Source organism: Streptomyces sp. BHT-5-2, assembly GCF_019774615.1.
Classification (GTDB): Bacteria; Actinomycetota; Actinomycetes; order Streptomycetales; family Streptomycetaceae; genus Streptomyces.
Window position 1 is genome coordinate 2,075,558 of the sequence record NZ_CP081496.1, and the last position, 25,867, is coordinate 2,101,424.

Genomic DNA, 25,867 nt, shown 5'->3' on the forward strand with positions numbered 1-25,867 from the left:
GAGAAGAGGGGGAACGATGGCCAGGACCACGGGGGGCAAGGGCGGTGGAGCGGCCGGCGGCCGGGCGCCGGCGGCCGGACCGATCCGGGCGGCGGGCTGCGTGCTGTGGCGCCCGGCGCGCGGCGGCGACGGCATCGAGCTGGCCCTGGTACACAGGCCGAAGTGGAACGACTGGTCGCATCCCAAGGGCAAGCTGAAGCCGCGGGAGGACCCGCGCCGGGGCGCGCTGCGCGAGGTGCTGGAGGAGACCGGCACCACCTGTGAGCCGGGCCCGGAACTCCCCACCGTGCGCTACGAGGTCGGCGGCCGCCCCAAGGAGGTCCGCTACTGGGCGGCCGAGGCCACCGGCGGCGGGTTCATCCCCAACAAGGAGGTGGACCGCGTCCTGTGGCTGCCGCCGGCCGCGGCCCGCGCCCTGCTCACCCAGGAGCGCGACCGGGACCTGGTGGCGGCGCTGCTCGGGGCACTGCACGCGACCGGCCGGACGGCGGGCGGAGGCGACTGAGCGGCCGGGCGCGGACGGGCGGCCGGCCGGGCGGAATCCCGCCCTCCGATGACCGGCGCATACTGGAGTGATGCTCCACGGGGAAATCGAGATCAGTGCCTTCCTCAAGGCACGCCGCGCCGCGCTCGACCCGGCCGAGGTCGGCCTGCCCGACGGCTTCGGCCGCCGCCGGGTGCGCGGGCTGCGGCGCGAGGAGGTCGCCCGGCTCGCCGGCATCAGCGTGGACTACTACACCCGGATCGAGCAGGGCCGGGCGCCGGCCGTCTCCGACTCCGTCCTGGACGCCATCGCCCGAGCCCTGCGGCTGTCGCACGGCGAGGTGACCTACCTGCGGAACGTCGCGGTGCCGCGCCGCCGTCCCGCCGCGGGCCCCGACGGCTGCCGACCGATGCCGGCGCAGACCGTCCGGCCCGAGATCCGGCAGCTCATGGAGGCGATGGACCCGTCGGTGGCCGCCGTGGTGCTCGGCCGCGGTCTGGACATCCTGGCCTGGAACGGCGCCGGCGGCCGGCTCTCCTTCGACCTCGACGGGCTGCCGCCGGAGCGGCGGAACACCGCCCTGCTGGTCTTCCTCGAACCGGCCGCGCGGGAGTTCTACCCGGAGTGGGAGCGGAAGGCCGAGGAGGTCGTCGGCAATCTGCGCGCCGACAGCGGCCGGCACCCGGACGACCCGCGGATCTGCGAGGTGGTGGGCGAACTCCTCGACCGCAGCCCGGAGTTCCGCCGGATGTGGGCGGCGCAGGGGGTGTACGAGTGCCTGCGCGGGACCAAACGGATCCGGCACCCGGAGGCCGGGGAACTGACCGTCACCTTCGAGAGCTTCCGGCTGGCCGCCGACCCGGACCAGGTGCTGATGACGTACACCGCGCCGCCCGGCTCGGCCTCCGAGGCCCGACTGCGCACCCTGGCGGCCGGCACACCGGTCCCGGCCGGGAGCCCGTCCTAGGGACGGGCCCGACGGGGCGTGGCCGACGGGGCGTGGCCGGGGCCGTGCCCGTCCCGCCCCTCGCCCGCCGCCGGGCTCAGGCCGTCGCGCCGCCGCGCGGGGCCAGTGCCTCCCAGCGCACCGTGACCTCGCCCTGGCGGCGCCGGCGCGGGTCCCCGGCCAGCGGCCAGTCCGCCGCGAGGGCGGCGACGGCGGCGCGCCACCGCTGACGGGCGCCCAGTGAGCCGAGCGGCGCGGCGCTGGCCCAGGCGCGGTCGAAGTCGCGCAGGAAGGCATGGACCGGCTCGCCCGGCACATTGCGGTGGATCAGCGCCTTGGGGAGCCGTTCGGCCAGGTCGGACGGGGTGTCGAGGGAGCCGAGACGGGCCGCGAAGGTGACCGTGCGGGGGCCCTCGGGGCCCAGCGCGACCCAGACGTGGCGCCGCCCGACCTCGTCGCAGGTGCCCTCGACCAGCAGCCCGCCCGGCGCCAGCCGGGCGCACAGCCGCGCCCAGACCGCGGCGACCTCCTCCTCGTCGTACTGGCGCAGCACGTTCGCGGCCCGGATGAGGACCGGGGCGCGGCCGGGCCCGCCGGGCAGCGGCACCTCGAAGCCGCCGTGGACGAAGTCCAGCCCGGCGGCGGCGTACGGGAGGGCGGCGGCGACCCGGGCCGGATCGATCTCGATGCCGACGACCCGGGCGTCCGGCCGCACCGTGCGCAGCCGCCCGAGCAGCTCCACCGCGGTCCACGGGGCGGCGCCGTAGCCGAGGTCGACGGCGACCGGGTCGGCGGAGCGGCGCAGTTCCGCGGCGTGCTCGGCGGCGATCCAGCGGTCCATGCGGCGCAGCCGGTTGGGGTTGGTGGTGCCGCGGGTGGCGTTTCCGACCGGGCGGGACGGCGCGGGGGCCGGGGCGGCGGTGCGGGAGGCGGAAACGGGGGAGCGGCGGGCCATGCATCGAGGGTATGGGGTCGCGGCGGAAGGCCCGCCCCGGTGCCCTGACCAGGGGCGCTCTCCGCCCCGGGATCACGCTTTGGCAAAGTACGAAGAAACTTCGAAGGCGGCGGGCCGGACGGAAATGGATGCCGGTCCGCCGTTGTTGCAGGGGACCGGAGGCGCACCGCCCGCCCGCCTAGGAGGTAGCTCGCAGTGAGCCAATATGTGTCCAGGCTCCGCAGCCGGCACGGGGGACCGCCCGCGCCGTCCAAGCGCGCGGGCGGCCAGTTCGCGGGCCCGGCGCGGCTGCGCCTGCCCGGAGGGGCCCGCCGCCCCCGCCGGGTGGCGATGCTCAGCGTGCACACCTCGCCGCTCCACCAGCCCGGCACCGGCGACGCCGGCGGGATGAACGTCTACATCGTCGAGCTGGCCCGCAAGCTCGCCGCGCTCGGCATCGAGGTCGAGATCTTCACCCGGGCCACCACTGCCGCGCTGCCGCCCAGCGTCGAGCTGGCCCCCGGCGTCCTGGTCCGGCACGTCGCCGCGGGCCCGTACGAGGGGCTGGCCAAGGAGGAGCTGCCCGCCCAGCTGTGCGCCTTCACCCACGGCGTGATGCAGGCCTGGGCCGGCCACCGTCCCGGCTACTACGACCTCGTCCACTCCCACTACTGGCTCTCCGGCCACGTCGGCTGGCTGGCCGCGGAGCGCTGGCGGGTCCCCCTGGTGCACGCCATGCACACCATGGCCAAGGTGAAGAACGCCGCGCTGGCCGCCGGCGACACCCCCGAGCCGGCCGCCCGGGTCATCGGCGAGACCCAGATCGTCGAGGCCGCCGACCGCCTGATCGCCAACACCGCCGAGGAGGCCGACGAGCTGGTCCGGCACTACGACGCCGAGCCCGGCAAGGTCGCGGTGGTCCACCCCGGCGTCAATCTGGACCGCTTCCGGCCGCTGGCGGAGGGCGCCGCGGGGGCCGCCGGGGACGATGTCGCGGCCAGCCGGGCCGCCGCCCGGGCCCGCCTGGGCCTGCCCCAGGACGCGGTCGTCCCGCTCTTCGCCGGCCGCATACAGCCGCTGAAGGCCCCCGACGTCCTGCTGCGCGCCACCGCCGCGCTGGTCGACGAGGACCCCTCGCTGCGCTCCCGGCTGGTGGTCCCGGTGGTCGGCGGGCCCAGCGGCAGCGGGCTGGCCAGGCCCGAGGGCCTGCAGAAGCTGGCCGCCCGGCTGGGCATCGCCGATCTGGTGCGGTTCCACCCGCCGGTCGGCCAGGAGCAGCTCGCCGACTGGTACCGCGCCGCGTCCGTCCTGGTCATGCCCTCGTACAGCGAGTCGTTCGGACTGGTGGCGATCGAGGCCCAGGCGTGCGGCACCCCGGTCGTCGCGGCCGCGGTCGGCGGCCTGCCGGTGGCCGTGCGGGACGGCGTCAGCGGCTTCCTGGTCGCCGGCCACGACCCGGCCGACTACGCCCGGGCGCTGCGCCGCTTCCTCGACGACCCGTCGCTGGCGGCCCGGATGGGCGGCGCGGCGGCCCGGCACGCCCAGTCCTTCGGCTGGGACACCGCAGCCACCGCGACCGCCGACGTCTACACCGCCGCGATGCAGGAGCGCCGCCGTCACCTACGATCGCTGCATGGCTGAGGAACGGCAGCCCTCCGGGGGCGAGCGGCAGGCGGCGGACGCCGGTGCGGTCATCGAGCGCACCCTGCGGGAGGCGGAGCTCGAATGGGAGTCGCCGACCGCGGGCACCTACGTCGTCAAGCTGCCCGGCACCCGCAAGCTCTCCACCACCTGCTCGCTGATCGTCGGCCGCCACTCGCTCTCCATCAACGCCTTCGTCGTCCGCCGCCCGGACGAGAACCACGAGGCCGTCCACCGCTGGCTCCTCGAACGCAACACCCGCCTCTACGGCGTCGGTTACGCGCTCGACAAGCTCGGCGACATCTACCTCGTCGGCCGGCTCCCGCTGGCCGCCGTCACCCCCGCCGAGCTGGACCGGATCCTCGGCACCGTGCTGGAGAACGCCGACGGCAGCTTCAACACCCTTCTGGAGATGGGCTTCGCCTCGGCGATCCGCAAGGAGTACGCCTGGCGGGTCGCCCGCGGCGAGTCCACCCGCAACCTGGCCGCCTTCGAGCGCCTGACCCGGGACGCCCCGGAGGAACGCCCCGAGGGCTGACGCCTCACCTCACGAACGTCGGCTCCCGCCTCCCGACTCCGGGTGGCCGACGCCCACTTCACGACGTCGGCGTGGTCGTGGTGGCAGAGGTGGTGGCAGTCGCAGACGCAGCGGCCGACGTGGACGCCGCCGCCGGCCCCGGCAGCCTCCGCAGCAGCAGCCCGTAGCCCGCCGCGGCGACCGTGCCGACCACCGCGCAGCCGGCCCAGAGCGCATCGGGGCCGTAGTGGTCGATGACCGTGCCGCCCAGCAGCGGTGCGGTCAGCGAGGCGACGGACCAGGACAGCGAGTACATCCCCTGGTAGCGGCCGCGGCCGTGCACCGGCGACAGGCGGACCACCAGGCCCATCTGGGTGGGCGAGTTGATGATCTCGCCGAGGGTCCAGACGGCGACCGCGACCGCGTACATGGCGACCGAGCCGGCCAGCGCCGTCATCCCGAAGCCGTAGCCGGCCAGCAGCGCCGAACCGATCAGCAGCACGGCCGGGCTGCGGTGCTCGATGAAGCGGGTGACCGGGATCTGCAGCAGCACGATCAGCACGCCGTTGGCCGCGATGACCATCCCGAAGTCGGCGCTGGAGAAGCCGGCCCGCCCCATCGACACCGGCATCGAGACATACGCCTGCTGGAACAGCAGCGCCAGCAGGAGGTTGAGCCCGACGACGGTCATGAAGCGGCCGTCGCGCAGCACGGTCAGCATCGAGACGTGCGCGGCGCCGGCCGCCTCCGCCGGCGCGTCCGCCGCCCCGCCCGCCTGCGGACGGGACTCCGGCAGTTTGCAGAACACCACCAGCGCGCAGGCCAGCACGAGCGCCGCCTCGCCCAGGAAGAGGGCCAGATAGCCGTGTTCGGCGATGAGCCCGGCCGCGGTGGAGGAGAAGGCGAAGCCGAGGTTGATCGCCCAGTAGTTCAGGGAGAACGCGCGCACACGGTCCTCGGGGGCGACGATGTCCGCCATCATCGCCTGCACGGCCGGCCGCGAGGCGTTCGTCGCCATGCCGACCAGACCGGCCACCGCCGCGATCGCCACCGGATCGGTCATGAACCCCAGCAGCGCCACGAACACCGCCGAGGACAGCTGAGCGATCAGCATCGTCGGACGCCGCCCGAGCCGGTCGGTGAGCACCCCCGCGCCCACCGACGAGATCACCCCGCCCAGCCCGTACAGCGCGCCGACCAGGCCCGCGTAGGAGGCCGAGTAGCCGCGCTCGACGGTGAGATAGAGGGCCAGGAAGGTGGCGACGAACGAACCCAGCCGGTTGACCAGCGTGCTGGTCCACAGCCACCAGAACTGCCGGGGCAGACCGGAGACGCTCTCCACGGCGGCCCGTCGGATCCGGGACAGGCCCCCGGGCCGGGGCTCACTTATGGGCGCGGGCATGACATTTCCCCCTGGATGCCGGGCCGCGTCCGTCGGGCGGACGGGCGGGCGTGCTGCGGTGACGGCGCCGGACGCGCACCGTTCGACGCTGAACGGTGCGCTGCGCGGCGCTCCGCCGCGGTAAGTGGCGAAAGCGCCAGACGCAAACTACAAACCGGGGGGTCGGCCGGCCACCCAATTGACGGGAAGCGTCAAACGTCACCGACCGCCCCGCGCCCCCGTCCCCGCAGGTGGCAGCCGCGCGCGGGGACACCGTCCGGCGTCGATTACGCTCGACCGCATGGCCACCGCACCGTACAAGCTGATCCTGCTCCGCCACGGCGAGAGCGAGTGGAACGCGAAGAACCTGTTCACCGGCTGGGTGGACGTCAACCTCAACGAGAAGGGCGAGAAGGAGGCGGTCCGCGGCGGAGAGCTGCTCAAGGAGGCCGGCCTGCTCCCCGACGTCGTGCACACCTCCCTCCAGAAGCGCGCCATCCGCACCGCGCAGCTGTCCCTGGAGGCCGCCGACCGCCACTGGATCCCGGTCCACCGCACCTGGCGGCTGAACGAGCGCCACTACGGCGCGCTCCAGGGCAAGGACAAGGCACAGACCCTGGCCGAGTTCGGCGAGGAGCAGTTCATGCTCTGGCGCCGCTCCTACGACACCCCGCCGCCCGCCCTGGAGGACGGCACCGAGTTCTCCCAGAGCGACGACCCGCGCTACGCCTCGATCCCGCCGGAGCTGCGCCCGCGGACCGAGTGCCTCAAGGACGTCGTCGTCCGCATGCTCCCGTACTGGTACGACGGCATCGTCCCGGACCTGGTCGCCGGCCGCACGGTGCTGGTCGCCGCCCACGGCAACAGCCTCCGCGCCCTGGTCAAGCACCTCGACCAGATCTCCGACGCGGACATCGCCGGCCTGAACATCCCCACCGGCATCCCGCTCTCCTACGAGCTCGACGCCGACTTCCGCCCCGTCAACCCCGGCGGCACCTACCTCGACCCGGAGGCCGCCAAGGCCGCCATCGAGGCCGTGAAGAACCAGGGCAAGAAGAAGTAACCCAGCCCTGCACCCGCAGCCCCCGCCGCGGCCCGGTCGGGTCGTGGGCGGGGGTTTCGTGCCCCCGGCTCCGGGGACGTGTGCTGCCTCTCCGAGGGACTTCCGGCCCGGGAGACGGCGCGGCCCCGGCCGGCCGATCAGGGCGATCGGCGAGCCGGGGCCGCGGTGTCACCGGTCCGTCGGGCCGCGGTGGGAGCCGCTCGTCAGCAGCTGCCGCCGCACTGGCACGGGCCGCCCGACTGGCAGCCGCAGCCACAGCCTGGTCCGCAACTGCATCCGCTGAGCAACGGGAGCAGCGGCCGACCGGCAGCCGTCGGCTCGGCCTGGGACGTGGGGTTCGGGGAGTCCGCCATGAGTGCCATCTATTCGCCTCCTAGGGGTCACCTGGTGCTTATTGCAAGCCCGGGTGCACAGGCGCGTCAACGGCGCGTGGGCGCACGTTACGCGCCCTCCACCGTCGCCGGCGAGCTGATCTCGTCGGCATGTTCGCCGGTCACGAGGTAGACGACGCGCTTGGCCACGGACACCGCGTGGTCCGCGAACCGCTCGTAGTAGCGGCCCAGCAGGGTCACGTCCACGGCCGTCTCGATGCCGTGCTTCCACCGGTCGTCCATCAGGTGCTGGAACAGCGCGCGGTGGAGCAGGTCCATGGCGTCGTCGTCCTGCTCCAACTGCAGCGCGAGATCGACGTCCTTGGTGATGATGACCTCGCCGGCCTTGGCCATCAGGCGCTGCGCCAGCTGCCCCATCTCCAGGATGGTGGCGTGCAGGTCGCGCGGCACCGCCCGCTCCGGGAAGCGCAGCCGGGCCAGCTTGGCGACGTGCTGGGCCAGGTCGCCGGAGCGCTCCAGGTCGGCGCTCATCCGCAGGGAGGTGACGACGATCCGCAGATCGGTGGCGACCGGCTGCTGGCGGGCGAGCAGGGCGATGGCCCGCGCCTCCAGGTCGCGCTGGAGGTCGTCGACCTTCTCGTCGGCGGCGATGACGTTTTCGGCCAGCTTCAGATCCGCGTCGAGTATCGCCGTGGTGGCGCGCCCGATCGCGGAGCCGACGAGCCGGGCCATCTCGACCAGGCCCTCGCTGATCGAGTCCAGCTCCTCGTGGTACGCGTCCCGCATCAGTGACCTTCTCTCGCTTCGATGGTTCCGAGTGCTTCCGGGGGATTCCGGTGGTTCGGGGGATTCGGGGGATCGTGGCTCGTGGGGGGTGTGCGGTGCAGAGTGGGAGGTGGCCGCTGCGCCCACGCTCCCACGGACCGGCCGCCGGCAGCTCCCGCACCCTCAATGTGCGGCCGGATCACGACCTGCGGTCCCATCCGGGGTGAACCACCGCCGTCCTGAAGGTGAATTCTGGGAGTCGCGGCCGAGGCCGCCAGGGCTCCGGCCCCGCCCCGCCGGCGCGATCGGTGAACCGTCACCGACGTCCCGGTGAACTCTGGGCGAAGGGTGTCCGAGCAGCGCCTTCCAGCGCTGGGGGAGTGTCGGAACCGGCACATACTCTGGATTCATGAACGTGGACGCGGCCGTCGCCGCGGTGGCAGCGATCGCCGGGCTCTGCACCGGCGTCTTCGCCATGCTGGCGTTCCGCTGGAGCGAGCGGGACCAGGCCAAGCCCACCCGTACGTCCCTGCACACCGAGGCGGTCCTGCCCCCCGGCGTCGACACCGTCCTGTCCGTGCTGCGCTCCTCCGCCGTCGTCCTCGACGAGGCCGACACGGTCGTCAAGGCCAGCTCCGCGGCGTACGCACTCGGGCTGGTCCGCGGCGGCCGGCTCGCCGTCGAGCCGATGCTCCAGATGGCCCGCGACACCCGCCGGGACGGCGAGATACGCCAGGTGGAGCTCGATCTGCCGCGGCGCGGCACCGGCCGCGGCGACGCGCTGGCGGTCTCCGCCCGGGTCGCCCCGCTCGGCTCCCGGTTGGTCCTGCTGCTGGTCGAGGACCTCACCGAGGCCCGCCGCATCGAGGCGGTCCGCCGGGACTTCGTCGCCAACGTCAGCCATGAGCTCAAGACCCCGGTCGGCGCCCTCTCGCTCCTCTCCGAGGCCGTGATGGACGCCAGCGACGACCCCGAGGCCGTCACCCGCTTCGCCGGCCGCATGCAGAACGAGGCCACCCGCCTGACCAACCTCGTCCAGGAGCTGATCGACCTCTCCCGGGTGCAGAACGACGACCCGCTGGAGGACTCCGAGTCCGTCCCGGTCGACGAACTGGTCGCCGAGGCGGTCGACCGCTGCCGCCAGCAGGCCGGCACCAAGCAGATCACCATCGCCGCCGGAGGCACCGGCGACCTCACCGTCTGGGGCAACCGCGGCCAGCTCGCCGCCGCCCTGGGCAACCTCGTCGAGAACGCCGTGAACTACTCCCCGGCGCGCACCCGCGTCGGGATCGCCGGCCGACGGGTCTCCGCCCCCGGCGGCGACTTGATCGAGATCGCGGTCACCGACCAGGGCATCGGGATATCCGAAAAGGACCGCGACCGCATCTTCGAGCGGTTCTACCGCGTGGACCCGGCGCGTTCCCGCGCCACCGGCGGGACCGGCCTCGGCCTCGCCATCGTCAAGCACGTGGCCGCCTCGCACGGCGGGGAGGTCACGGTGTGGAGCGCTGAGGGACAGGGCTCCACCTTCACCCTGCGTCTCCCCGAGGCCGGCACCGTACGCAACCGCGAACGGCACCCGGACCTCACCACCGAGGGCCTCGACGACGAGGACCGCCCGTACGAGACCTTCAACGACCCGCTCCCAGCTCACCCAGCCCCGGAGGTCCTTCCGTGACCCGAGTGCTCGTCGTCGAGGACGAGGAATCGTTCAGCGACGCACTGTCGTACATGCTCCGCAAGGAGGGCTTCGAGGTCGCCGTGGCGGCCACCGGCCCCGACGGCCTGGACGAGTTCGAGCGCAACGGCGCCGACCTCGTCCTGCTGGACCTGATGCTGCCGGGCCTGCCCGGCACCGAGGTCTGCCGCCAGCTGCGCGGCCGCTCCAACGTCCCGGTCATCATGGTGACCGCCAAGGACAGCGAGATCGACAAGGTCGTCGGTCTCGAAATAGGAGCCGACGACTACGTCACCAAGCCCTTCTCCTCGCGCGAACTGGTCGCCCGGATCCGCGCCGTGCTGCGCCGCCGCGGCGAGCCGGAGGAAGTCGCCCCGCAGGCCCTGGAGGCCGGCCCGGTCCGGATGGACGTGGACCGCCACGTCGTCACGGTCTCCGGCGGCAAGGTGGACCTGCCGCTCAAGGAGTTCGACCTCCTGGAGATGCTGCTGCGCAACGCCGGCCGGGTGCTGACCCGCATGCAGCTGATCGACCGTGTCTGGGGCGCCGACTACGTGGGCGACACCAAGACCCTCGACGTCCATGTGAAGCGGCTGCGCGCCAAGATCGAGCCCGACCCGGGGGCCCCGCGCTATCTGGTGACGGTCCGCGGCCTGGGCTACAAGTTCGAGCCGTAGGCCGCCGCCCGCGAGCGATCTGCGTGAAGGGGCGCCCCTCCCGACCGGAGGGGCGCCCCTTCACCTGTTGCTGCGGGCCTCAGTGGCCGGCGTGCGCCGACTCCGAGGGCGAGGCGGAGCCCGACGGGGAGGCCGAGCCCGAGGGGCTGGCCGACTCCGAGGGCTTGCCGCTCGCGGAGGTGGACGGCTGCGGCGTCACCGACGGACCGTAGCTCTCGAAGATGTTCTTCGCCGGGACGACGAAGGCGCTCAGCTTCACCTTGCCGGTGGAGTTGAAGGTGAAGGTCAGCGGCTGGGCGTTGCCGTCCTGGACGGCCTCCCGGCCGCTCTCCAGGAGGGCGCTGGCGTTGCCCTTGCCGCCGATCACGACGGACCCGCCGGCCGGCACGGTGATCTTGCCGGGCGACAGCTTGGCCGACTGGCCGGTGCCGTCGACCGCGATCCCGGTCAGCTGCTGGTCCTTGTCGCCGGAGTTGAACACCGTCGCGGTGATCGCGGCCGGCCCCGTTGCGTTGACGTCGGGCTGGGTGACGACGTTGGCGTTCTGGACCTTGATCGTGCCGACGCTGATCTCGGCGTTGTCCGGCTTGACCCCCAGCGTCTGGGCGTCGTTCCCGGCAGCGCACGCGGACAGGGTGGCGATCGACAGCGAGAGGGCGGTGGCGGCGAGGACGCCGCGTCGAAGGCTGCGGCTCACGGCGGCGGCATCTCCTTGACGAGCTACGGCGGCCGAACGTTCGTGCCCGGTCGCGGATGGACGGCTGGGGCGGGCCCTGCGTACGCGTCATGGCGACGGGCACGTAAAGCCGCCCTAAGGGTTGGTCAGCGCCGCTAGGTTACCGAGCCGTCCTCGCGGTCCCGCACCCGACCCGCCCCCTGCGCGATCACGCGGCCGCCGCCCGGCCCGGTCCGCCCGAGGCGGGGACGCCGGGCGGACGGTCCGGACCCCCCCCGGCTCGCGATTTCCGGTGCCCGGCCCCGGCCCCGGTCCGGATCCCGTCCCCGCTGTCGATCTCGGGGGCGATCTCGGCGTCGATCTCGTCGGGAACTCGTCCCGGATCCCGCCGACGATCTCCGGAGAACGGGTCCGGAGAACGGGGAGGCATATTCGGCATGCGGCTGTTCGAGTGGTGGCCAGGGTGTTTCCCCCTGTGAAAAGCGGTATTCACAAGGAATGCACATGCCGCCCGAAATTGATCACACACCGGCACGCGGGAGTGTTGATCAATTCCGGGAATCGCGCCCGAGTCGCCCCAAGCGTCCGAACGGAGTAGCGGAACTCGCTCATGAGGATCGGTGCAAATCGGGACGTTCGGCTCATTGATCATTGAGTTTCCGGTGTGCGGCGGGCGGCATTCCGGGTGCCCGAGAAGCGCCTCCGACCTGCGAATACCTGGGCCGCGGCCCCCTGCGCAGCACGTCACGGGCGCTGTTGTCAAGCCCCGAGATATGCCCTGACCTGCGAAAACGCCATTCAGAACGGCCCGTTCCCGTGTTAGCATGGATAGCCACGGAAGGGGTACCTGTCACATGACGTTCAAGGTTGGCGACACCGTGGTCTATCCCCATCACGGGGCCGCGCTGATCGAGGCCATCGAAACTCGCCAGATCAAAGGCGTGGACAAGACCTACTTGGTGCTGAAGGTCGCCCAGGGCGACTTGACTGTTCGTGTGCCAGCGGACAACGCGGAGTTCGTCGGCGTACGCGACGTGGTTGGTCAGGACGGGCTGGACCGGGTCTTCGAGGTGCTGCGTGCACCGTATGCCGAGGAGCCGACGAACTGGTCCCGTCGCTACAAGGCAAATCTCGAGAAGCTCGCCTCCGGCGATGTGATCAAGGTCGCCGAGGTCGTGCGCGACCTGTGGCGGCGTGAGCGGGAGCGCGGCCTCTCCGCCGGTGAGAAGCGGATGCTCGCCAAGGCCCGCCAGATCCTGGTGAGCGAGCTCGCCCTCGCGGAGAACACCAACGAGGACAAGGCCGAGGCCCTGCTCGACGAGGTCCTCGCGTCCTGACGACGCGCACGCCGACTGCGACGGGCAAGAACGACGACGCAGCAGCAACGCAACAATGCCGCGGTGCCCGAGTGACGACCGCCTCCCGAAGCGGAGGGTCTGTTGCCGGGCGCTGCGGCATATCTGCGGGCTGTGGTGTATCTGCGAGGGACCTGTCCGCGGGTGGTGCGGGGGAAGGCCGGACACCGAGCCGGCGGCTTCCTCGCTGAAGCCCGCCGGGCGCTCCCCGGACTCGACGAGCGGGGAAGCCTCTGGTGGCGTGCCGGGCTCGGGCTGCTGCCCCGACCGGCGTCACGGAAGGGTTCCGGTCAAGGCGTGACGCCCGGCACTCCCCAGGCCATACCCACCTCGCCCGAGGAAACAAACCTGTCTGCCCCAATTCCGGGCTCGCCCGGACTTCCGGAGCCATCGATGTCAGATCCTTCTCCCCCGGCCCGCACCACTCCGGCACGCACCGCGGCGGTCATCCCCGCCGCCGGCCGCGGTGTCCGGCTCGGTCCCGGCACCCCCAAGGCGCTGCGCACCCTCGGCGGCACCCCGATGCTGGTCCACGCGGTCCGCGCGATGGCCGCCTCGCGCGCCGTGACACACCTCGTCGTGGTCGCCCCGCCGGACGGCGCCGACGAGGTGCGCCGCCTGCTCGACGCCCACCCGCTCGCCGACCGCACCGAGCTGACCGTGGTCCCCGGCGGCGCCACCCGCCAGGAGTCGGTCCGGCTCGGGCTCGCCGCGCTGCCGGACGGCATCGACGTGGTGCTGGTCCACGACGCGGCCCGGCCGCTGGTCCCGGTCGAGACCGTGGACGCGGTCATCGAGGCGGTCCGCGCCGGCGCCCCGGCCGTGGTCCCCGCGCTGCCGCTGGCCGACACCGTCAAGCAGGTCGAACCGCGGCCCCAGGGCGCACCGGAACCGGTGGTCGGCACCCCGGAGCGGTCGCAGCTGCGCGCCGTGCAGACCCCGCAGGGCTTCGACCTGCCGACGCTGCTCAAGGCGCACCGGGCCGTCGTCGAGGGCGAGGGTGCCACCGACGACGCCGGGCTGGTGGAGCGGCTCGGGGAGCCGGTGGTGCTCGTCCCGGGCCACGAGGAGGCGTTCAAGGTGACCCGGCCGCTGGACCTCGTCCTGGCCGAGGCCGTACTCGCCCGCAGGAGGGCCACCGATGGCTATGTCTGACCCGTCCGCGCAGCCGGTTGCCGCGCTGCCCGGCATCCCCCTCGTCGGGGTCGGCACCGACGTGCACGCCTTCGAGCAGGGGCGCGAGCTGTGGTGCGCCGGGCTGCTCTGGGACGCCGCGGAGAGCGACGGCTACGGCCTGGCCGGGCACAGCGACGGCGACGTGGCCGCGCACGCCGCCTGCGACGCGCTGTTCTCCGCGGCCGGCATCGGCGACCTCGGCGCGCACTTCGGCACCTCCCGCCCGGAGTGGTCCGGCGCCTCCGGCGTGACGCTGCTGGCCGAGGCGGCCCGGATCGTCCGCGCCGAGGGCTTCGCCATCGGCAACGTCGCGGTGCAGGTCATCGGCGTCCGCCCGAAGGTCGGCAAGCGCCGGGCCGAGGCGCAGCGGGCGCTGTCGGCGGCCGTCGGGGCGCCGGTCTCGGTCTCCGGCACGACGACCGACGGGCTGGGGCTGACCGGCCGTGCCGAGGGGCTGGCCGCGATCGCCACCGCCCTGGTGGTGCGCACCGGCTGAGGGAGCCGGGCGGGCCGGAACGATCCCTTCCGCCGATTGGCCGCACCGCGCGGGAATGCCGGGCGCCACAAGGGCGTTGGGCCGGAAACGGGGTACTCGTCTTCAGCAGAAGCCATCGGAAGCCATCGGTTCGGCCCTCGGGAAGGATCCTTCGTGACTGCAACGCTCTCCGACAAGCTCAAGGAGCTGCTCGACTCTCCCGTCTTCGTGACGGTGGGGACGATCCAGCCGGACGGCAGCCCCCAGCTGTCCCCGGTCTGGGTCAAACGGGACGGTGACGACCTGCTGATCTCGACGACCGTCGGCCGCCGCAAGGAGCGGAACATCCGCCGCGACCCCCGGGTCTCGGTCGTCCTCCAGCCCTTCGACGCGCCGTACGGCTACGCCGAGATCCGCGGCACCGCCACCCTCAGCACCGAGGGCGGCCAGGAGCTGATCGACGAGCTGTCGAGGAAGTACACCGGCAAGTCGTACGCGGAGTTCAACCCGGCCTCGGCCGACGACGACCAGCGGGTCGTGGTCCGGATCACCCCGCGGAAGGTGGTCGGCCGGATCTGAGCCTCCGTCCCGGGCGGCGGAATCCCGCCGCCCGGGAGGAATCCGTACGGATCGAGCGGCGAACCGGGCGGCCGCGACGCTTCCGTGTCCCCGTGCTCCACAGGGCACGGGGCACTCCCGCGTTCCGACTACCCTGGTCCCGTGACAATTCGCCTGTACGACACCAGCGCCCGGCAGATTCGCGATTTCACCCCGCTCCGGCCGGGCTGTGTCTCGATCTACCTCTGTGGTGCGACCGTGCAGGCCGCTCCGCACATCGGGCACATCCGGTCCGGACTCAACTTCGACATCATGCGCCGCTGGTTCGCCCACCGCGGCTACGACGTGACGTTCGTCCGCAACGTCACCGACATCGACGACAAGATCATCCAGAAGTCGGTCGAGCAGGGCCGCCCGTGGTGGTCGATCGGCTACGAGAACGAGGTCGCCTTCAACACGGCCTACGACGCCCTCGGCTGTCTGCGCCCCACCTACGAACCGCGCGCCACCGGCCACATCCCCGAGATGATCGAGATGATGCGCGGCCTGATCGAGCGCGGCCACGCCTACGCCGCCGACGGCAACGTCTACTTCGACGTGCGCTCCTTCCCGGAGTATCTCCAGCTCTCCAACCAGGAGTTGGCCAACCTCCGCCAGCCGTCCGGCGAGGGCGAGACCGGCAAGCGGGACCAGCGCGACTTCGCCATGTGGAAGGCGGCCAAGGAGGGCGAGCCCAGCTGGGAGACCCCCTGGGGCCGCGGCCGCCCGGGCTGGCACCTGGAGTGCTCGGCGATGGCCCACAAGTACCTGGGCACCGCCTTCGACATCCACGGCGGCGGCGTCGACCTCGTCTTCCCGCACCACGAGAACGAGATCGCGCAGGCCAAGGCGTACGGCGACGACTTCGCCCGGTACTGGTCGCACAACGCCTGGGTGACCATGAGCGGCGAGAAGATGTCCAAGTCGCTGGGCAACTCCGTGCTGGTCTCGGAGATGGTCAAGCGCTGGCGGCCGATCGTGCTGCGCTACTACCTCGGCACCCCGCACTACCGCTCGATGATCGAGTACAGCGAGGAGGCGCTGCGCGAGGCCGAGTCGTCGTTCGCCCGGATCGAGGGCTTCGTCCAGCGGGTCGTCGAGAAGGCCGGCGTCGTCGAGCCCGCGGCCGACGTGCCGCCGGCCTTCGCCGAGGCGATGGACGACGACCTGGGCGTCCCGCAGGCGCTGGCGATCGTCCACACCACCGTCCGGCAGGGCAACTCCGCGCTGACCGCCGACGACAAGGAGGCCGCGGTGGCCCGGCTCGCCGAGGTGCGGGCGATGCTCGGGGTGCTCGGCCTGGACCCGCTCGACGAGCGCTGGTCCGGCGGCGGCGCGGACCGCGGCGCCGACCTGCACGGCGTCGTGGACTCCCTCGTCCGCCTCGTCCTGGAGCAGCGGCAGGGCGCCCGGGCCCGCAAGGACTACGCCACCGCCGACGCCATCCGCGACCAGCTCCAGCAGTCCGGCCTGAGCATCGAGGACACCCCGTCCGGCCCGCGCTGGTCGCTGTCCTGAGTCCGGCCCCGGGGCCCGCCCCGGGGACCGGCCGCACCCCCGGCCACCAGCCGGATTCGCCCTTCCCGGTGGCTGCGGGCGACACTCAATCCATACGTACGTACCCACTCCACGTCGCGAGACGTCGAGAGCAGTGAAGAAACAGGTGACCCATGGCCGGCAACAGCCAGCGCAGGAACCGCCGCACGTCGAACAAGAAGGGCGCTCAGGTCGGCAGTGGCGGTAAGCGGCGCCGGTCCCTGGAGGGCAAGGGCCCGACCCCGCCCGCGTCCGCCCGCAAGGGGCACGTCAAGAACCGCGTCGCCAACGCCAAGGCCAAGCAGGCCGCGAGCCGCCGGCCGGCCCCGCGGCGCGGCGGCGCCAAGGGCACCGCGGAGCTGGTCGTGGGCCGCAACCCGGTCGTCGAGGCGCTCCGCGAGGGCGTCCCCGCGACCACCCTGTACGTGCAGCAGTTCATCGACAACGACGAGCGGGTGCGCGAGGCGCTCCAGCTCGCCACCGAGCTCGGGCTGAACCTCCTGGAGGCGCCCCGCGCCGAGCTGGACCGGATGACGAACGGCCTCAACCACCAGGGCCTGGTCGCCCAGATCCCGCCGTACGACTACGCGCACCCCGAGGACCTCGCCGCCGCCGCCCTCGACGCCGGCGAGGACCCGCTGATCGTCGCGCTGGACGGCGTGACCGACCCGCGCAACCTCGGCGCCGTCGTCCGCTCCGTCTCGGCCTTCGGCGGCCACGGCGTGGTCGTGCCGGAGCGCCGCGCCGCCGGGATGACGGCCGGCGCCTGGAAGACCTCCGCGGGCACCGCGGCCCGTACGCCGGTCGCCCGCGCCACCAACCTCACCCGGGCCCTGGAGACGTACCAGAAGGCCGGGATGACGGTGGTCGGCCTGGCCGCGGACGGCGATGTGGAGCTGCAGGACCTGGAGGCCCTGGACGGCCCGGTCGTGATCGTCGTCGGCAGCGAGGGCAAGGGCCTGTCGCGGCTGGTCGGCGAGACCTGCGACCTGCGCGTGCGGATCCCGATGCCGGGCGGCGCGGAGTCGCTGAACGCCGGTGTCGCGGCCGGCGTGGTCCTGTGGGAGGCGGCGCGCCGCCGCGGCTGACCGAGGCAGCCGGGCGTTCCCGGCCGCTGCCCCGGGGCCGGGCGTCCGGCCCCGGGGACGGGTGCCCTGGCCGAGTCCGGCCGAGAGCTTGGGGGAAGCATGACGCTCCGTGTGTCCCCGCCGTATCACGTGATCTTTTGACGGGTCTCGGACAGATCGGGCCGGTCAAGGCAGTGTCTTAACCGCGGGTCACTCGGTTAGATGAGCGTGGACACCAGAACACCCCGCACGCCTACGGGGGGACGCTCGTCGTCGAGCTTCGACGACGAGCCGGTCCTGAGCTCGGTCAAGGTGCCGTGCGATCCCGCGCAGGTCATCGTCAACCACGCCAGCTTCCGCGTACAGCTCGCCGCTCCCGTGGCCGCCGGCGCACTGGCCGAGACCACGCGCGTCCCCGCCCTGAGGGGATCGCCGCCCAGACGCCGCACGCCCGTGGTCTGGAGCGGCCGCACCGAACCCGGCGGCACCGCCGGCGCCACCACCCAGCTCCTGCACGCGGTGCGCGACGCCAGCCAGGGCCTGGACCGCGGCCCGGCCGAGGACGTCGGCACGACCCAGGTCCTGCCCAGGGTCCGGCTCGGCGACGCCCCCACCCCCGCCTCCACCGTCGTCGGCCAGCGCGGCCCCGTCGACGTCGAGGACACCCTGCCGCGCGGCACCCCCGCCGTCTCCGCCCGGCTCCCCGGCCAGCGGTACGACGAGGACGGCCGGCACGACGGCCGGTTCGGGGACCGCGAGCCCTACGACAGCGCGGTCCGGCGCCGCGGCGGCGGCGACGCCGTCCGGCACGCCTACTACCCCGGCCGCCGGATGAACCTCGGCGTCGTCCTGCTCCCGCTGCGGATCTTCCTCGGGCTGATCTCCGTCTACGCCGGCATGGGCAAGCTCTGCGACCCCGTCTACTTCGACGGCGGCCAGCGCGGCTCGATGGTCACCTGGCTGCTCTCCCTGCACCCCTGGGAACTGACCCTCCCGCTGCGGGACTTCGCCGTCGCGCACCCGGTCGGTGCCGGGCTGACGGTGGCGTTCCTCCAGGTCGTGGTGGGCGTGCTGACCATCTGCGGACTGTGGCAGCGGGTCGCCGCCGCGTTCGGCGCGCTGCTCTCCGCGGCGCTGCTGATGACCGTCAGCTGGCGCACCGTCCCCGCCTACGACGCCCCCGACATCATCTACCTCGCCGCCTGGAGCCCGTTGATCATCGCGGGCGCCCCCGTCTACTCCATGGACGCCCGGCTGGCCGGCGAGGCGTGGCGGCGGCTCGGCCCGCGCGTCGAGGTCGGCGCGCTGCGCCGCCGGGTCCTGCGCCGCGGGGCCGTGATGACCGCGGTGGTGGCCGGGCTGACCCTGCTCATCGGCTCCCTGCTGGGCGGCGCCGTACGGACCGCTCGGGTGCCGACGGTGCCCCGGCCCGGCGAGCCCGCGATCAACAACCTCCCCGGCTCCCCGCTGCCGCACCCCGGTCACCACGCCGCCCGCCCCGGCCACCGCCTCCCCGGCCGCGCCGGCGGCCCGGCCACCGGCGCCTCGCACAAGCCGCACCGGCCCGGTACGCCGTCGGCCTCGGCCGCCGGCACCCCGTCGACGGGCGGCCGCACCGGTGGCTCGGCCCGCCGGCCCGGCGCGACGACCAGCGCCCCGCAGCAGTCGGCGCCGACCCGGTCCCCCGGCCGCACCCAGTCGCCGTCCGGCTCGGGCGGCACCGGCGGCGGCACGAGCGGCGGCAGCTCCAGCTCCGGCACCCCCGGCGGCGACTCCGGCCACGGCAGCACCCTCGGCGGTCTGCTGGGCTGACCCGCCCGGCGCCGCGTCCGTCCCCGATCACCCGACCCTTCATAGCCACTGGCTGTAGGGGCGGGGGTCGGGGACGGTTGCGTTGGGGGTGGTTTTTGAGGGACGGGGAGGGGGAGGGCGCGCGACGTCCGTTGCCGGCGAGGGGCCGGGCCGGGTCAAGGAGGTGGGGGTGTCCGCCCCGGCGGCAAGGCCGCGGACGTACGGGCCGTCACCGGCGCTTCAAGGGCTTCTCAGCGGCGTCCTGAGCGGCGTCCGCTGCAAGGGCGCCTCAGCGGCGCCTGAGCGGCGTCTCCGGGGCCTTTCGACGGAGCTTGCTCCCAACGGGGCTCCAATGGGCTCCAACGGGCTTCAACGGCCGTGTGCGGCCAGCTCCTTGGCGGCCTCGGAGAGGTCCTTGGCGGTGTCGATGGCGCGCCAGTAGGCCCCCTGGGGGAGCGGGTAGCCGGCCAGCCGGCGTTCCCGGGCGAGGCGCGGGAAGGTGGTGCGCTCGTGATCGCCCCGGGTGGGCAGCAGCGCGGTGAACGCCGGGGCGAAGACGTAGACGCCGGCGTTGATCAGATACGGGGAGGGCGGGGCCTCGATGAAGTCCAGGACGTGCCCGAAGGCGTCGGTTTCGACGGCGCCCCAGGGGATGCGCGGACGGGCCAGGGCCAGTGTGGCCACGGCGTCGCGCTCCTCGTGGAAGGCGGCCATCTCGCGGAGCGGGAAGCGGGCCCAGATGTCGCCGTTGGTGGCGTACCAGGGTTCGTCCGGGCGCGGCAGGGAGCCGGCGGCGTGCTTCAGGCCGCCGCCGCGACCCAGTGGCTCGGTCTCGACAACGGTCGTGACGCGCAAGGGGAGTTCGGCGCGGTCCAGCCAGTCCTGGAGGACCTCGGCGAGGTGCCCGCAGGAGATGACGACGTCGGTGACGCCCTCTTCGGCGAGCCAGTTCAGCTGATGGCCGATGATCGGGGTTCCGGTGCCGGGAATCTCGACCATCGGCTTGGGGCGGTCGTCGGTGTACGGGCGGAGACGGGAGCCCTGGCCGCCGGCCAGGACCACGGCCTGTGTGGGGTGGGGATGCGGGGCGCCGGTCATGGTCGCACCCTAAGCGGTGCGAGCAACGGTCACTGGCCGGCGGCCACACCGGAGGCGAAGGAGGTGTCGCAGACCGGGCGGGAGAACTCCTGGGCGCGGTGTGCGGCACCGTACTTGGCGACCGCGGCGCGGCCGAGGGCGCGGGCGATGGAGGCACAGTGTTTGGCCAGCGACGGCCGGGCGGTGGTGGCCTCCTGAAGGTGCGTCAGGGCGACGCCGGGGTCCTTCTCCTGGAGTTCCACGAGGAGGCGGTCCCGGAGGACGTCCTGGGCGGCACGGGGGCCGGCCTTGGTGGAGACCTTGCCGGAGGAAGCGGTGAGCACCTGCGACTCGGTGGTCTTCGAGGCCCACGGGACGCGGGTGACCGCGAGGGTCCCGGAGAGCACGAGGACGACGGGCAGGACGAGGGCGAGAGATCGGCCGATACGGCGGGCTGCGGAGTTCACGGTCGAGATGGTAGCGACGAGTGATGATTTGGCGACATTTCGTCACCTTATCGGGGGACGGAATGGCTAGTCGGTGCGGTTGTTGGGTTGACGCACTGGTCTGAAAAGCCGTTTCCGGGGCGGGGTTTGCCGGGCTCGACGAGGCGTCCGCGGGGTGCGGTGCGAGGGGTGTCACCCCTGGCCTCGCCCCGCTCCCGGGCCCGCGGGAGCGGGGCTCCCGAGGGCCGCCCGTGCTCCGGAGCCGGCACCGGCGCGGATGCGCCGACGGCCCGACGGCGGTGCGGGGCCCGCAGTACCCCACACGGCCGCCGGGGTAAACCCCGCGGGGCGGCGCCGACTTCCGGCCCGGCGGACGGCTCACGTCGTCCGCCGGGGCCGTCCGCGGGGCCGCCCGCCCCGGCCGGCTCCGTCAGTCGGTCAGTCGGTCAGCCGCTTGCCCGTGGACGTGGAGAAGACGTGCGTCTCGCCCGGCTGCGGGACGATGTGCAGCTGGGCGCCCTTGGCCGGCACCTGGCGGCCGTTGACCCGTACGACCAGGTCCTTGACCGCCCCGCCGACCTCGGCCGTCCCGTAGACGTAGCCGTCGGCGCCCAGTTCCTCGACGACGTTGACCGTCACCGCCAGGCCGGCCGGGGCGTCCGCGGCCTCCTTGGACAGCGATGCGGCGGCCGCCCCGTTCTGCTCGACGATGTCGAAGTGCTCGGGCCGGATGCCGACCGTCACGGTCGTGTCGTTCTCGGCACCGACCAGCGCCTCCCGGCTGACCGGTACGACACTGTTGCCGAACTTCACGCCGCCGTCGGTGATCGGCACCTCGACAAGGTTCATGGCGGGCGAGCCGATGAAGCCGGCGACGAAGAGGTTGGCCGGCCGGTCGTACATGTTCCGCGGCGAGTCGACCTGCTGGAGCAGCCCGTCCTTGAGGACCGCGACCCGGTCGCCCATCGTCATCGCCTCGACCTGGTCGTGCGTGACGTACACCGTCGTGATCCCGAGGCGGCGCTGCAGGCCCGCGATCTGCGTACGGGTCTGTACCCGCAGCTTCGCGTCCAGGTTGGACAGCGGCTCGTCCATCAGGAACACCTGGGGCTCCCGGACGATCGCCCGCCCCATCGCCACCCGCTGCCGCTGACCGCCCGACAGCGCCTTCGGCTTGCGCCCCAGGTACTCCGTCAGGTCCAGGATCTTCGCCGCGTCCTCGACCTTCTGCCGGATCTCGGCCTTCGGCACACCGGCGATCTTGAGCGCGAAGCCCATGTTGTCGGCGACCGTCATGTGCGGGTAGAGCGCGTAGTTCTGGAACACCATGGCGATGTCCCGGTCCTTGGGCGGCAGGTGGGTGACGTCCCGGTCGCCGATGCGGATGGCGCCCCCGTCGACGTCCTCCAGCCCCGCGAGCATCCGCAGCGAGGTGGACTTGCCGCATCCGGAGGGCCCGACGAGAACGAGGAACTCGCCGTCCTCGATGGTGATGTCGAGCTTGTCGACGGCGGGCTTGTCGGCACCCGGGTAGATCCGGGTCGCCTGGTCGTACGTGACCGTGGCCATGTTGTGTCCCTTCACCGGCAGGAACGTGCCGGACGATCCGAGTAAAGGAATGGAGTGGGCGGCCGCCACCGGGACGCCCTCACGCGAAGTGGTGTAGTCCACAGCGGCAAACCGCTGGTGACGCTACCCGCGCCGGGGCCGGGTGTCAGTAGGCCGACGGTCACGAAATGCGGTCGTTCGGACCGGCGCGCCCGGGCCTGGACCGTCCGGTCCCGCATAAGGCAACCGGCACCGGGTGCGCCTGGGTACACTTCTTCCGGCACGCCTCCTTAGCTCAGCTGGTCAGAGCACCGCTCTTGTAAAGCGAAGGTCGTCGGTTCGAATCCGACAGGGGGCTCTGAGCACACCGCGCTGACCTGGGGTTTCGGCCCAGGGAGGTGTCTGGTTCGGCCCCGGGCTTTCTGCCCGGGGCCGTTTGTGTGTGGGGGGCTGGTGGGTCAGCGGGTGGGCTGGCGGTTGAAGGTGGTGCGGGACCAGAGGTAGCCGGCCAGGGTGAGGGCGGTGCACCAGGCGAGGGCGAGCCAGCCGTTGTTGCCGATCGGGGTGCCGAGGAGCAGGCCGCGCAGGGTCTCGTTGATCGGGGTGAAGGGCTGGTACTCGGCGAACCAGCGCAGGCCGGTCGGCATGGAGTCCGGGGGGACGACCGCGCTGCCGAGGAAGGGCAGGAAGGTCAGCGGGAGCGGGGCGTTGGACGCGGACTCGACGGTCTTGGCGCCCATGCCCATCGCGGCGGAGAGCCAGGCCAGGCCGAACGCCAGGAAGGCCAGCAGGCCGAACGCGGCGAGCCACTCGACCGGGGAGGCGTCGGGCCGGAAGCCGATCGCGAGGGAGACGCCCGTGACCAGGGCGAGGACCGCCGTGACCTGGATGACGCTGCCGAGGACGTGGCCGGTGAGCACGGAGCCGCGGGAGATCGACATCGTCCGGAAGCGGTTGATGATGCCTTCCGTCATGTCGGTGCAGACGGACACCGCGGTCGCGACCGCCCCTGAGGTGGCGGACATCAGGATGATGCCGGGGACCACGTAGTTGATGTAGTCGCCGCGGTCGGCGCCCGCCCCGATACCGGTGCCGAGGGCCCCGCCGAAGACGTACACGAACAGCAGCAGCATCAGGACCGGCATGACGGCGATCGAGATCGTCATCGACGGGTAGCGCCGCATGTGCTTGAGATTGCGGCGCAGCATCGTCATGGCGTCGCGCAGGGCGTAGGAGCGGGCGGGGGCGGCCGGTGCGGTGGCGGCGGCCGCAGTGGCGGTGCTCATCGGGCGGACTCCTTCTGCGTGTTGGGGTGGGCCGGGGCGGCGTGCTGTCGGCCGGTGAGGGTGAGGAAGACGTCGTCGAGGTCGGGGGTGTGCACGGTGAGCGACTCGGCCCGTATGCCGGTGCTGTCCAGGGCGTCGAGTACGGCGCGGAGGTGGGGAAGGGCGCCGTCGCCGGGGATCCGGAGGGTGAGTGACTCGGCGTCGGGGGTGGCGGTGCCGAAGAGGTCGGCTGCTGCGGCGAGGTGGGCCTCGTCGGTGAACCGGAGGCGGATGTGGCCGCCGGGGATTCTGCGCTTCAGTTCGTGGGCGGTGCCCTCGGCGACCAGCTTGCCGTGGTCCAGTACGGCGATGCGGTCGGCGAGTTGGTCGGCCTCCTCCAGGTACTGCGTGGTGAGGAAGATGGTCACGCCCTGATCGGTCACCAGGTCCCGGATGAGTTCCCACATGACGCGGCGGCTGCGCGGGTCCAGGCCGGTGGTCGGCTCGTCGAGGAAGATGATCCGGGGCCGGCCGACCAGGGTCATCGCGAGGTCGAGCTTGCGGCGCATACCGCCGGAGAAGGTGGCGACGTTCTTGCGGGCCGCCTCGGTCAGCTCGAACCGCGCCAGCAGCTCGGCGGCGCGGCGGCGGCCCTCGCGCTTGCTCAGGTGGTGCAGGTCGGCCATGAGGAGGAGATTCTCCTTGGCGGTCAACAGGCCGTCCACGGCGGCGAACTGACCGGTCACGCCGATCCGGCGGCGTACCGAGCCGGCATCGGAGGTCACGTCGTGGCCCGCGATCCGGGCCTGGCCCGCGTCGGCGGTGATCAGTGTGGAGAGGATCTCGACGGTGGTGGTCTTGCCGGCGCCGTTGGGGCCGAGCAGGGCGAAGATCGTGCCCTCGGGGATGCGCAGGTCGATGCCGTCGAGCACCACCTTGTCGCCGTACGACTTGCGCAGGCCGGTCGCGGAGATCGCGTCCGCTCGTGTGGTGGTGGATGTCCGGGGTGGGGTGTTCATGGTGGGTGGGCCTTTCTGGGGCGGGAGTTGAGGAGGGCGGTTGAGGAGGCCGGTTGAGGAGGCCGGTTGAGGAGGGAGGTGTGGTGCTGCGGGGTGCCATGTGCCAGGTGTCATGTGGCAGCTGTCATGTGCCGTGTGGTGCCAGGGGGGCGGGCGTGCCGGGGGCGCCTGGGTGCCGTGGGGTGTCCACCCGCCCTTGGGGGCCGTGCCGTTCTTGATGGGGGCGGCGGCGCTGGGCGTTGGGGAAGGGGGTGGCTATGGACCGCGGTGCGACCGCGCTACTCGGCGTGGGCATGACAGTGGCATGCGCGGCGCCTGCCCATGGGGGGCTGGAGCGGCTGAAGTGACCAGGCGGGTCGTGGCGGCCGGATGGGGCGAAGTGGCCAGATGGGTCTAAGTGGCCGGCGGCATCGGCGCGTTGGTGCGTGGCGGGGGATGGGGCGTGGTGGGCGTGGTGGTCAGGGGCGGGCGTGGCGGATGTCGATGTTGCCGTAACGGCTGCGGGCGCGGACTTCGAGGGTGTCGTCGGTCGCGTGGGGGGTGTCGGTGGGGTTGAGCATGTTGCGGACCTGGCCCCGTTCGGAGTTGACGTCGAGCCAGGTGGCGGTGTCCTGGCGGATGCCGATTTCGATGGCGCCGTAGGCGTTTTCCAGCTGGGTGGTGCCACGGGCGACGTCGGCCACGCGCAGGGTGCCGTGGGCGGCGGTGGCGGTCACGGAGCTCTCGGCGCGCTGGATGTCGACGTCGCCGTTGGCGGCGCTGACGCGGACCTCGCCCAGGGCGGCACCGAGGACGGTGGAGCCGTGGGAGTTCTTCAGGGTTGCGGTGCCGTCGATGATGCCGACGCGCAGGCTGCCGGAGCTGGTGGCGATCTCGGCCGGGCCGTTGACACGGTCGACGGTGATCGAGCCGTGGGTGACGTTGAGGTGGAGCGGCCCTGTGGTGTCCAGGCGGACGTCGCCGGAGGAGATCTTCTTGACGCGGACCTCGCCCAGGCGGCCCTCGCCCAGGAGTTGGGCCCAGTCGCCGGTCATCTCGATGCGGGAGTCGGTGGGCAGTTCGACGGTGATGTCGACGGTGCCGGTACGGCCCACCAGGTAGCGGGGCTTGGGGGTGCGGAGGGAGAGGACGCCGCCGGTGTAGGTGATCTCGGTCTGTTCGGCGGCCCGGACGTCGGCGTCCTTCTTCGGGTCGCGGGGCCGGGTCTGGACGACGGTGTCGGTGCGGTCGCCGGCGGTGAGGCGCAGGGAGCCGGCCGTGAGGTGGGCGGTGACCGAAATCGGCTCGGGAGTGTCGAAAGAAGGCATGGCGGTACCGTCCTCATGAGTCCTTGAAGCGTCCCTGGGGAGGGACGTGATGAAGTAGCGGGGCGGTGCGGGCGGGCGCGCGGGGCGGGCCCGGGGTGGGTGTGCGGGTGCGGG

General features: G+C 72.9%; 24 protein-coding genes and 1 tRNA gene. 15 read left to right on the top strand and 10 right to left on the bottom strand.

Annotated elements, in window-relative coordinates:
- Window positions 1-16: 16 nt before the first annotated feature.
- Window positions 17-505 (top strand): NUDIX hydrolase, encoded by a 489-nt coding sequence (locus K2224_RS09240; protein ID WP_260692422.1) that lies wholly within the window; start codon window positions 17-19, stop codon window positions 503-505.
- Between the two features lie 70 nt (window positions 506-575).
- Window positions 576-1,451 carry a helix-turn-helix transcriptional regulator gene (locus K2224_RS09245; protein ID WP_221906105.1) on the top strand — a complete coding sequence of 292 codons (876 nt, stop codon included), beginning with the start codon at window positions 576-578 and terminating at the stop codon, window positions 1,449-1,451.
- Window positions 1,452-1,527: 76 nt separating this feature from the next.
- Here K2224_RS09245 and K2224_RS09250 read toward each other — a convergent pair whose 3' ends face one another.
- A complete protein-coding gene (locus K2224_RS09250) occupies window positions 1,528-2,385 on the bottom strand; it encodes a class I SAM-dependent methyltransferase (RefSeq protein WP_221906106.1) in 858 nt (285 codons plus the stop codon).
- A gap of 195 nt (window positions 2,386-2,580) precedes the next feature.
- Here K2224_RS09250 and mshA point away from each other — a divergent pair, with 195 nt between their 5' ends.
- Complete coding sequence (gene mshA, locus K2224_RS09255; protein ID WP_399018107.1) at window positions 2,581-4,005, top strand: D-inositol-3-phosphate glycosyltransferase; 1,425 nt, start codon at window positions 2,581-2,583, stop codon at window positions 4,003-4,005.
- Entirely contained in the window at window positions 3,998-4,543 is a 546-nt protein-coding gene (locus K2224_RS09260; protein ID WP_221906107.1) for a YbjN domain-containing protein, read from the top strand. Before mshA ends, K2224_RS09260 begins: the two co-directional genes overlap by 8 nt.
- A 58-nt stretch (window positions 4,544-4,601) precedes the next feature.
- Here the strand turns inward: K2224_RS09260 and K2224_RS09265 are convergent, their stop codons facing one another.
- Window positions 4,602-5,924 (bottom strand): MFS transporter, encoded by a 1,323-nt coding sequence (locus K2224_RS09265; RefSeq protein WP_260692425.1) that lies wholly within the window; start codon window positions 5,922-5,924, stop codon window positions 4,602-4,604.
- A gap of 280 nt (window positions 5,925-6,204) precedes the next feature.
- Between K2224_RS09265 and K2224_RS09270 the strand changes: the two genes are divergently transcribed.
- Window positions 6,205-6,966: a phosphoglyceromutase gene (locus K2224_RS09270; RefSeq protein ID WP_221906108.1), complete on the top strand. Its 762-nt coding sequence runs from the start codon at window positions 6,205-6,207 to the stop codon at window positions 6,964-6,966.
- Between the two features lie 440 nt (window positions 6,967-7,406).
- On the opposite strand, the gene phoU is transcribed toward K2224_RS09270, so the two are convergent.
- Window positions 7,407-8,084 (bottom strand): phosphate signaling complex protein PhoU, encoded by a 678-nt coding sequence (gene phoU / locus K2224_RS09275; RefSeq protein WP_221906109.1) that lies wholly within the window; start codon window positions 8,082-8,084, stop codon window positions 7,407-7,409.
- Window positions 8,085-8,472: 388 nt separating this feature from the next.
- On the opposite strand from phoU, the gene K2224_RS09280 reads away from it, so the two are divergent.
- Window positions 8,473-9,741, top strand: coding sequence for a cell wall metabolism sensor histidine kinase WalK (locus K2224_RS09280; RefSeq protein ID WP_221906110.1), 1,269 nt, complete (start codon window positions 8,473-8,475; stop codon window positions 9,739-9,741).
- Window positions 9,738-10,418 (top strand): response regulator transcription factor, encoded by a 681-nt coding sequence (locus K2224_RS09285; RefSeq protein WP_016572018.1) that lies wholly within the window; start codon window positions 9,738-9,740, stop codon window positions 10,416-10,418. The genes K2224_RS09280 and K2224_RS09285 overlap by 4 nt, the downstream gene beginning before the upstream one ends.
- Window positions 10,419-10,497: 79 nt before the next feature.
- Here the strand turns inward: K2224_RS09285 and K2224_RS09290 are convergent, their stop codons facing one another.
- The gene (locus K2224_RS09290; RefSeq protein ID WP_221906111.1) at window positions 10,498-11,115 is read right to left on the bottom strand and encodes a copper chaperone PCu(A)C; all 618 of its coding nucleotides are present in this window, start codon (window positions 11,113-11,115) and stop codon (window positions 10,498-10,500) included.
- An 833-nt stretch (window positions 11,116-11,948) separates the two neighbouring features.
- Here K2224_RS09290 and K2224_RS09295 point away from each other — a divergent pair.
- The 7 genes from K2224_RS09295 to K2224_RS09325 all read left to right on the top strand — a co-directional run bounded on the left by K2224_RS09295 (window position 11,949) and on the right by K2224_RS09325 (window position 19,112).
- Window positions 11,949-12,431 (top strand): CarD family transcriptional regulator, encoded by a 483-nt coding sequence (locus tag K2224_RS09295; protein WP_003953493.1) that lies wholly within the window; start codon window positions 11,949-11,951, stop codon window positions 12,429-12,431.
- Between the two features lie 411 nt (window positions 12,432-12,842).
- Window positions 12,843-13,604 (top strand): 2-C-methyl-D-erythritol 4-phosphate cytidylyltransferase, encoded by a 762-nt coding sequence (gene ispD / locus K2224_RS09300; protein WP_221906112.1) that lies wholly within the window; start codon window positions 12,843-12,845, stop codon window positions 13,602-13,604.
- Window positions 13,591-14,121, top strand: coding sequence for a 2-C-methyl-D-erythritol 2,4-cyclodiphosphate synthase (gene ispF / locus K2224_RS09305; RefSeq protein WP_260692426.1), 531 nt, complete (start codon window positions 13,591-13,593; stop codon window positions 14,119-14,121). Before ispD ends, ispF begins: the two co-directional genes overlap by 14 nt.
- A 153-nt stretch (window positions 14,122-14,274) precedes the next feature.
- Entirely contained in the window at window positions 14,275-14,679 is a 405-nt protein-coding gene (locus K2224_RS09310; protein WP_221906113.1) for a PPOX class F420-dependent oxidoreductase, read from the top strand.
- Between the two features lie 141 nt (window positions 14,680-14,820).
- Window positions 14,821-16,215: a cysteine--tRNA ligase gene (gene cysS / locus K2224_RS09315; protein WP_221906114.1), complete on the top strand. Its 1,395-nt coding sequence runs from the start codon at window positions 14,821-14,823 to the stop codon at window positions 16,213-16,215.
- A gap of 152 nt (window positions 16,216-16,367) precedes the next feature.
- Entirely contained in the window at window positions 16,368-17,321 is a 954-nt protein-coding gene (gene rlmB, locus K2224_RS09320) for a 23S rRNA (guanosine(2251)-2'-O)-methyltransferase RlmB (protein WP_221906115.1), read from the top strand.
- A 201-nt stretch (window positions 17,322-17,522) separates the two neighbouring features.
- Window positions 17,523-19,112 carry a DoxX family protein gene (locus K2224_RS09325; RefSeq protein ID WP_260692427.1) on the top strand — a complete coding sequence of 530 codons (1,590 nt, stop codon included), beginning with the start codon at window positions 17,523-17,525 and terminating at the stop codon, window positions 19,110-19,112.
- 348 nt (window positions 19,113-19,460) lie between these two features.
- Here the strand turns inward: K2224_RS09325 and K2224_RS09330 are convergent, their stop codons facing one another.
- From K2224_RS09330 to K2224_RS09340, 3 genes are all read right to left on the bottom strand, one after another.
- Window positions 19,461-20,189 (bottom strand): nucleotidyltransferase family protein, encoded by a 729-nt coding sequence (locus K2224_RS09330; protein ID WP_221906116.1) that lies wholly within the window; start codon window positions 20,187-20,189, stop codon window positions 19,461-19,463.
- 29 nt (window positions 20,190-20,218) lie between these two features.
- Window positions 20,219-20,635, bottom strand: coding sequence for a hypothetical protein (locus K2224_RS09335; protein ID WP_221906117.1), 417 nt, complete (start codon window positions 20,633-20,635; stop codon window positions 20,219-20,221).
- 417 nt (window positions 20,636-21,052) lie between these two features.
- Entirely contained in the window at window positions 21,053-22,183 is a 1,131-nt protein-coding gene (locus K2224_RS09340) for an ABC transporter ATP-binding protein (protein ID WP_221906118.1), read from the bottom strand.
- 263 nt (window positions 22,184-22,446) lie between these two features.
- On the opposite strand from K2224_RS09340, the gene K2224_RS09345 reads away from it, so the two are divergent.
- Window positions 22,447-22,520 (top strand) — tRNA-Thr (locus K2224_RS09345).
- A gap of 100 nt (window positions 22,521-22,620) precedes the next feature.
- Here K2224_RS09345 and K2224_RS09350 read toward each other — a convergent pair.
- The 3 genes from K2224_RS09350 to K2224_RS09360 form a co-directional block, all read right to left on the bottom strand.
- On the bottom strand, window positions 22,621-23,448 hold the full coding sequence (locus tag K2224_RS09350; RefSeq protein ID WP_221906119.1) for an ABC transporter permease: 828 nt from the start codon (window positions 23,446-23,448) through the stop codon (window positions 22,621-22,623).
- On the bottom strand, window positions 23,445-24,446 hold the full coding sequence (locus tag K2224_RS09355; RefSeq protein ID WP_221906120.1) for an ATP-binding cassette domain-containing protein: 1,002 nt from the start codon (window positions 24,444-24,446) through the stop codon (window positions 23,445-23,447). Before K2224_RS09355 ends, K2224_RS09350 begins: the two co-directional genes overlap by 4 nt.
- Before the next feature lie 458 nt (window positions 24,447-24,904).
- Window positions 24,905-25,753, bottom strand: a complete 849-nt coding sequence (locus tag K2224_RS09360; RefSeq protein WP_221906121.1) for a DUF4097 family beta strand repeat-containing protein — start codon at window positions 25,751-25,753, stop codon at window positions 24,905-24,907.
- Window positions 25,754-25,867 lie beyond the last annotated feature (114 nt).

What these genes read in the sequence shown, in the direction of transcription:
- ispF (WP_260692426.1), top strand. Translation starts at nt 13,591, where the DNA reads ATGGCTATGTCTGACCCGTCCGCGCAGCCGGTTGCCGCGCTGCCCGGC.
- K2224_RS09280 (WP_221906110.1), top strand. Translation starts at nt 8,473, where the DNA reads ATGAACGTGGACGCGGCCGTCGCCGCGGTGGCAGCGATCGCCGGGCTC.
- K2224_RS09295 (WP_003953493.1), top strand. Translation starts at nt 11,949, where the DNA reads ATGACGTTCAAGGTTGGCGACACCGTGGTCTATCCCCATCACGGGGCC.
- K2224_RS09265 (WP_260692425.1), bottom strand. Translation starts at nt 5,924, where the DNA reads ATGCCCGCGCCCATAAGTGAGCCCCGGCCCGGGGGCCTGTCCCGGATC.
- K2224_RS09245 (WP_221906105.1), top strand. Translation starts at nt 576, where the DNA reads ATGCTCCACGGGGAAATCGAGATCAGTGCCTTCCTCAAGGCACGCCGC.
- K2224_RS09350 (WP_221906119.1), bottom strand. Translation starts at nt 23,448, where the DNA reads ATGAGCACCGCCACTGCGGCCGCCGCCACCGCACCGGCCGCCCCCGCC.
- K2224_RS09355 (WP_221906120.1), bottom strand. Translation starts at nt 24,446, where the DNA reads ATGAACACCCCACCCCGGACATCCACCACCACACGAGCGGACGCGATC.
- phoU (WP_221906109.1), bottom strand. Translation starts at nt 8,084, where the DNA reads ATGCGGGACGCGTACCACGAGGAGCTGGACTCGATCAGCGAGGGCCTG.
- ispD (WP_221906112.1), top strand. Translation starts at nt 12,843, where the DNA reads ATGTCAGATCCTTCTCCCCCGGCCCGCACCACTCCGGCACGCACCGCG.
- K2224_RS09260 (WP_221906107.1), top strand. Translation starts at nt 3,998, where the DNA reads ATGGCTGAGGAACGGCAGCCCTCCGGGGGCGAGCGGCAGGCGGCGGAC.
- K2224_RS09325 (WP_260692427.1), top strand. Translation starts at nt 17,523, where the DNA reads ATGAGCGTGGACACCAGAACACCCCGCACGCCTACGGGGGGACGCTCG.
- K2224_RS09340 (WP_221906118.1), bottom strand. Translation starts at nt 22,183, where the DNA reads ATGGCCACGGTCACGTACGACCAGGCGACCCGGATCTACCCGGGTGCC.
- K2224_RS09360 (WP_221906121.1), bottom strand. Translation starts at nt 25,753, where the DNA reads ATGCCTTCTTTCGACACTCCCGAGCCGATTTCGGTCACCGCCCACCTC.
- K2224_RS09250 (WP_221906106.1), bottom strand. Translation starts at nt 2,385, where the DNA reads ATGGCCCGCCGCTCCCCCGTTTCCGCCTCCCGCACCGCCGCCCCGGCC.
- K2224_RS09240 (WP_260692422.1), top strand. Translation starts at nt 17, where the DNA reads ATGGCCAGGACCACGGGGGGCAAGGGCGGTGGAGCGGCCGGCGGCCGG.
- K2224_RS09330 (WP_221906116.1), bottom strand. Translation starts at nt 20,189, where the DNA reads ATGACCGGCGCCCCGCATCCCCACCCCACACAGGCCGTGGTCCTGGCC.
- rlmB (WP_221906115.1), top strand. Translation starts at nt 16,368, where the DNA reads ATGGCCGGCAACAGCCAGCGCAGGAACCGCCGCACGTCGAACAAGAAG.
- K2224_RS09270 (WP_221906108.1), top strand. Translation starts at nt 6,205, where the DNA reads ATGGCCACCGCACCGTACAAGCTGATCCTGCTCCGCCACGGCGAGAGC.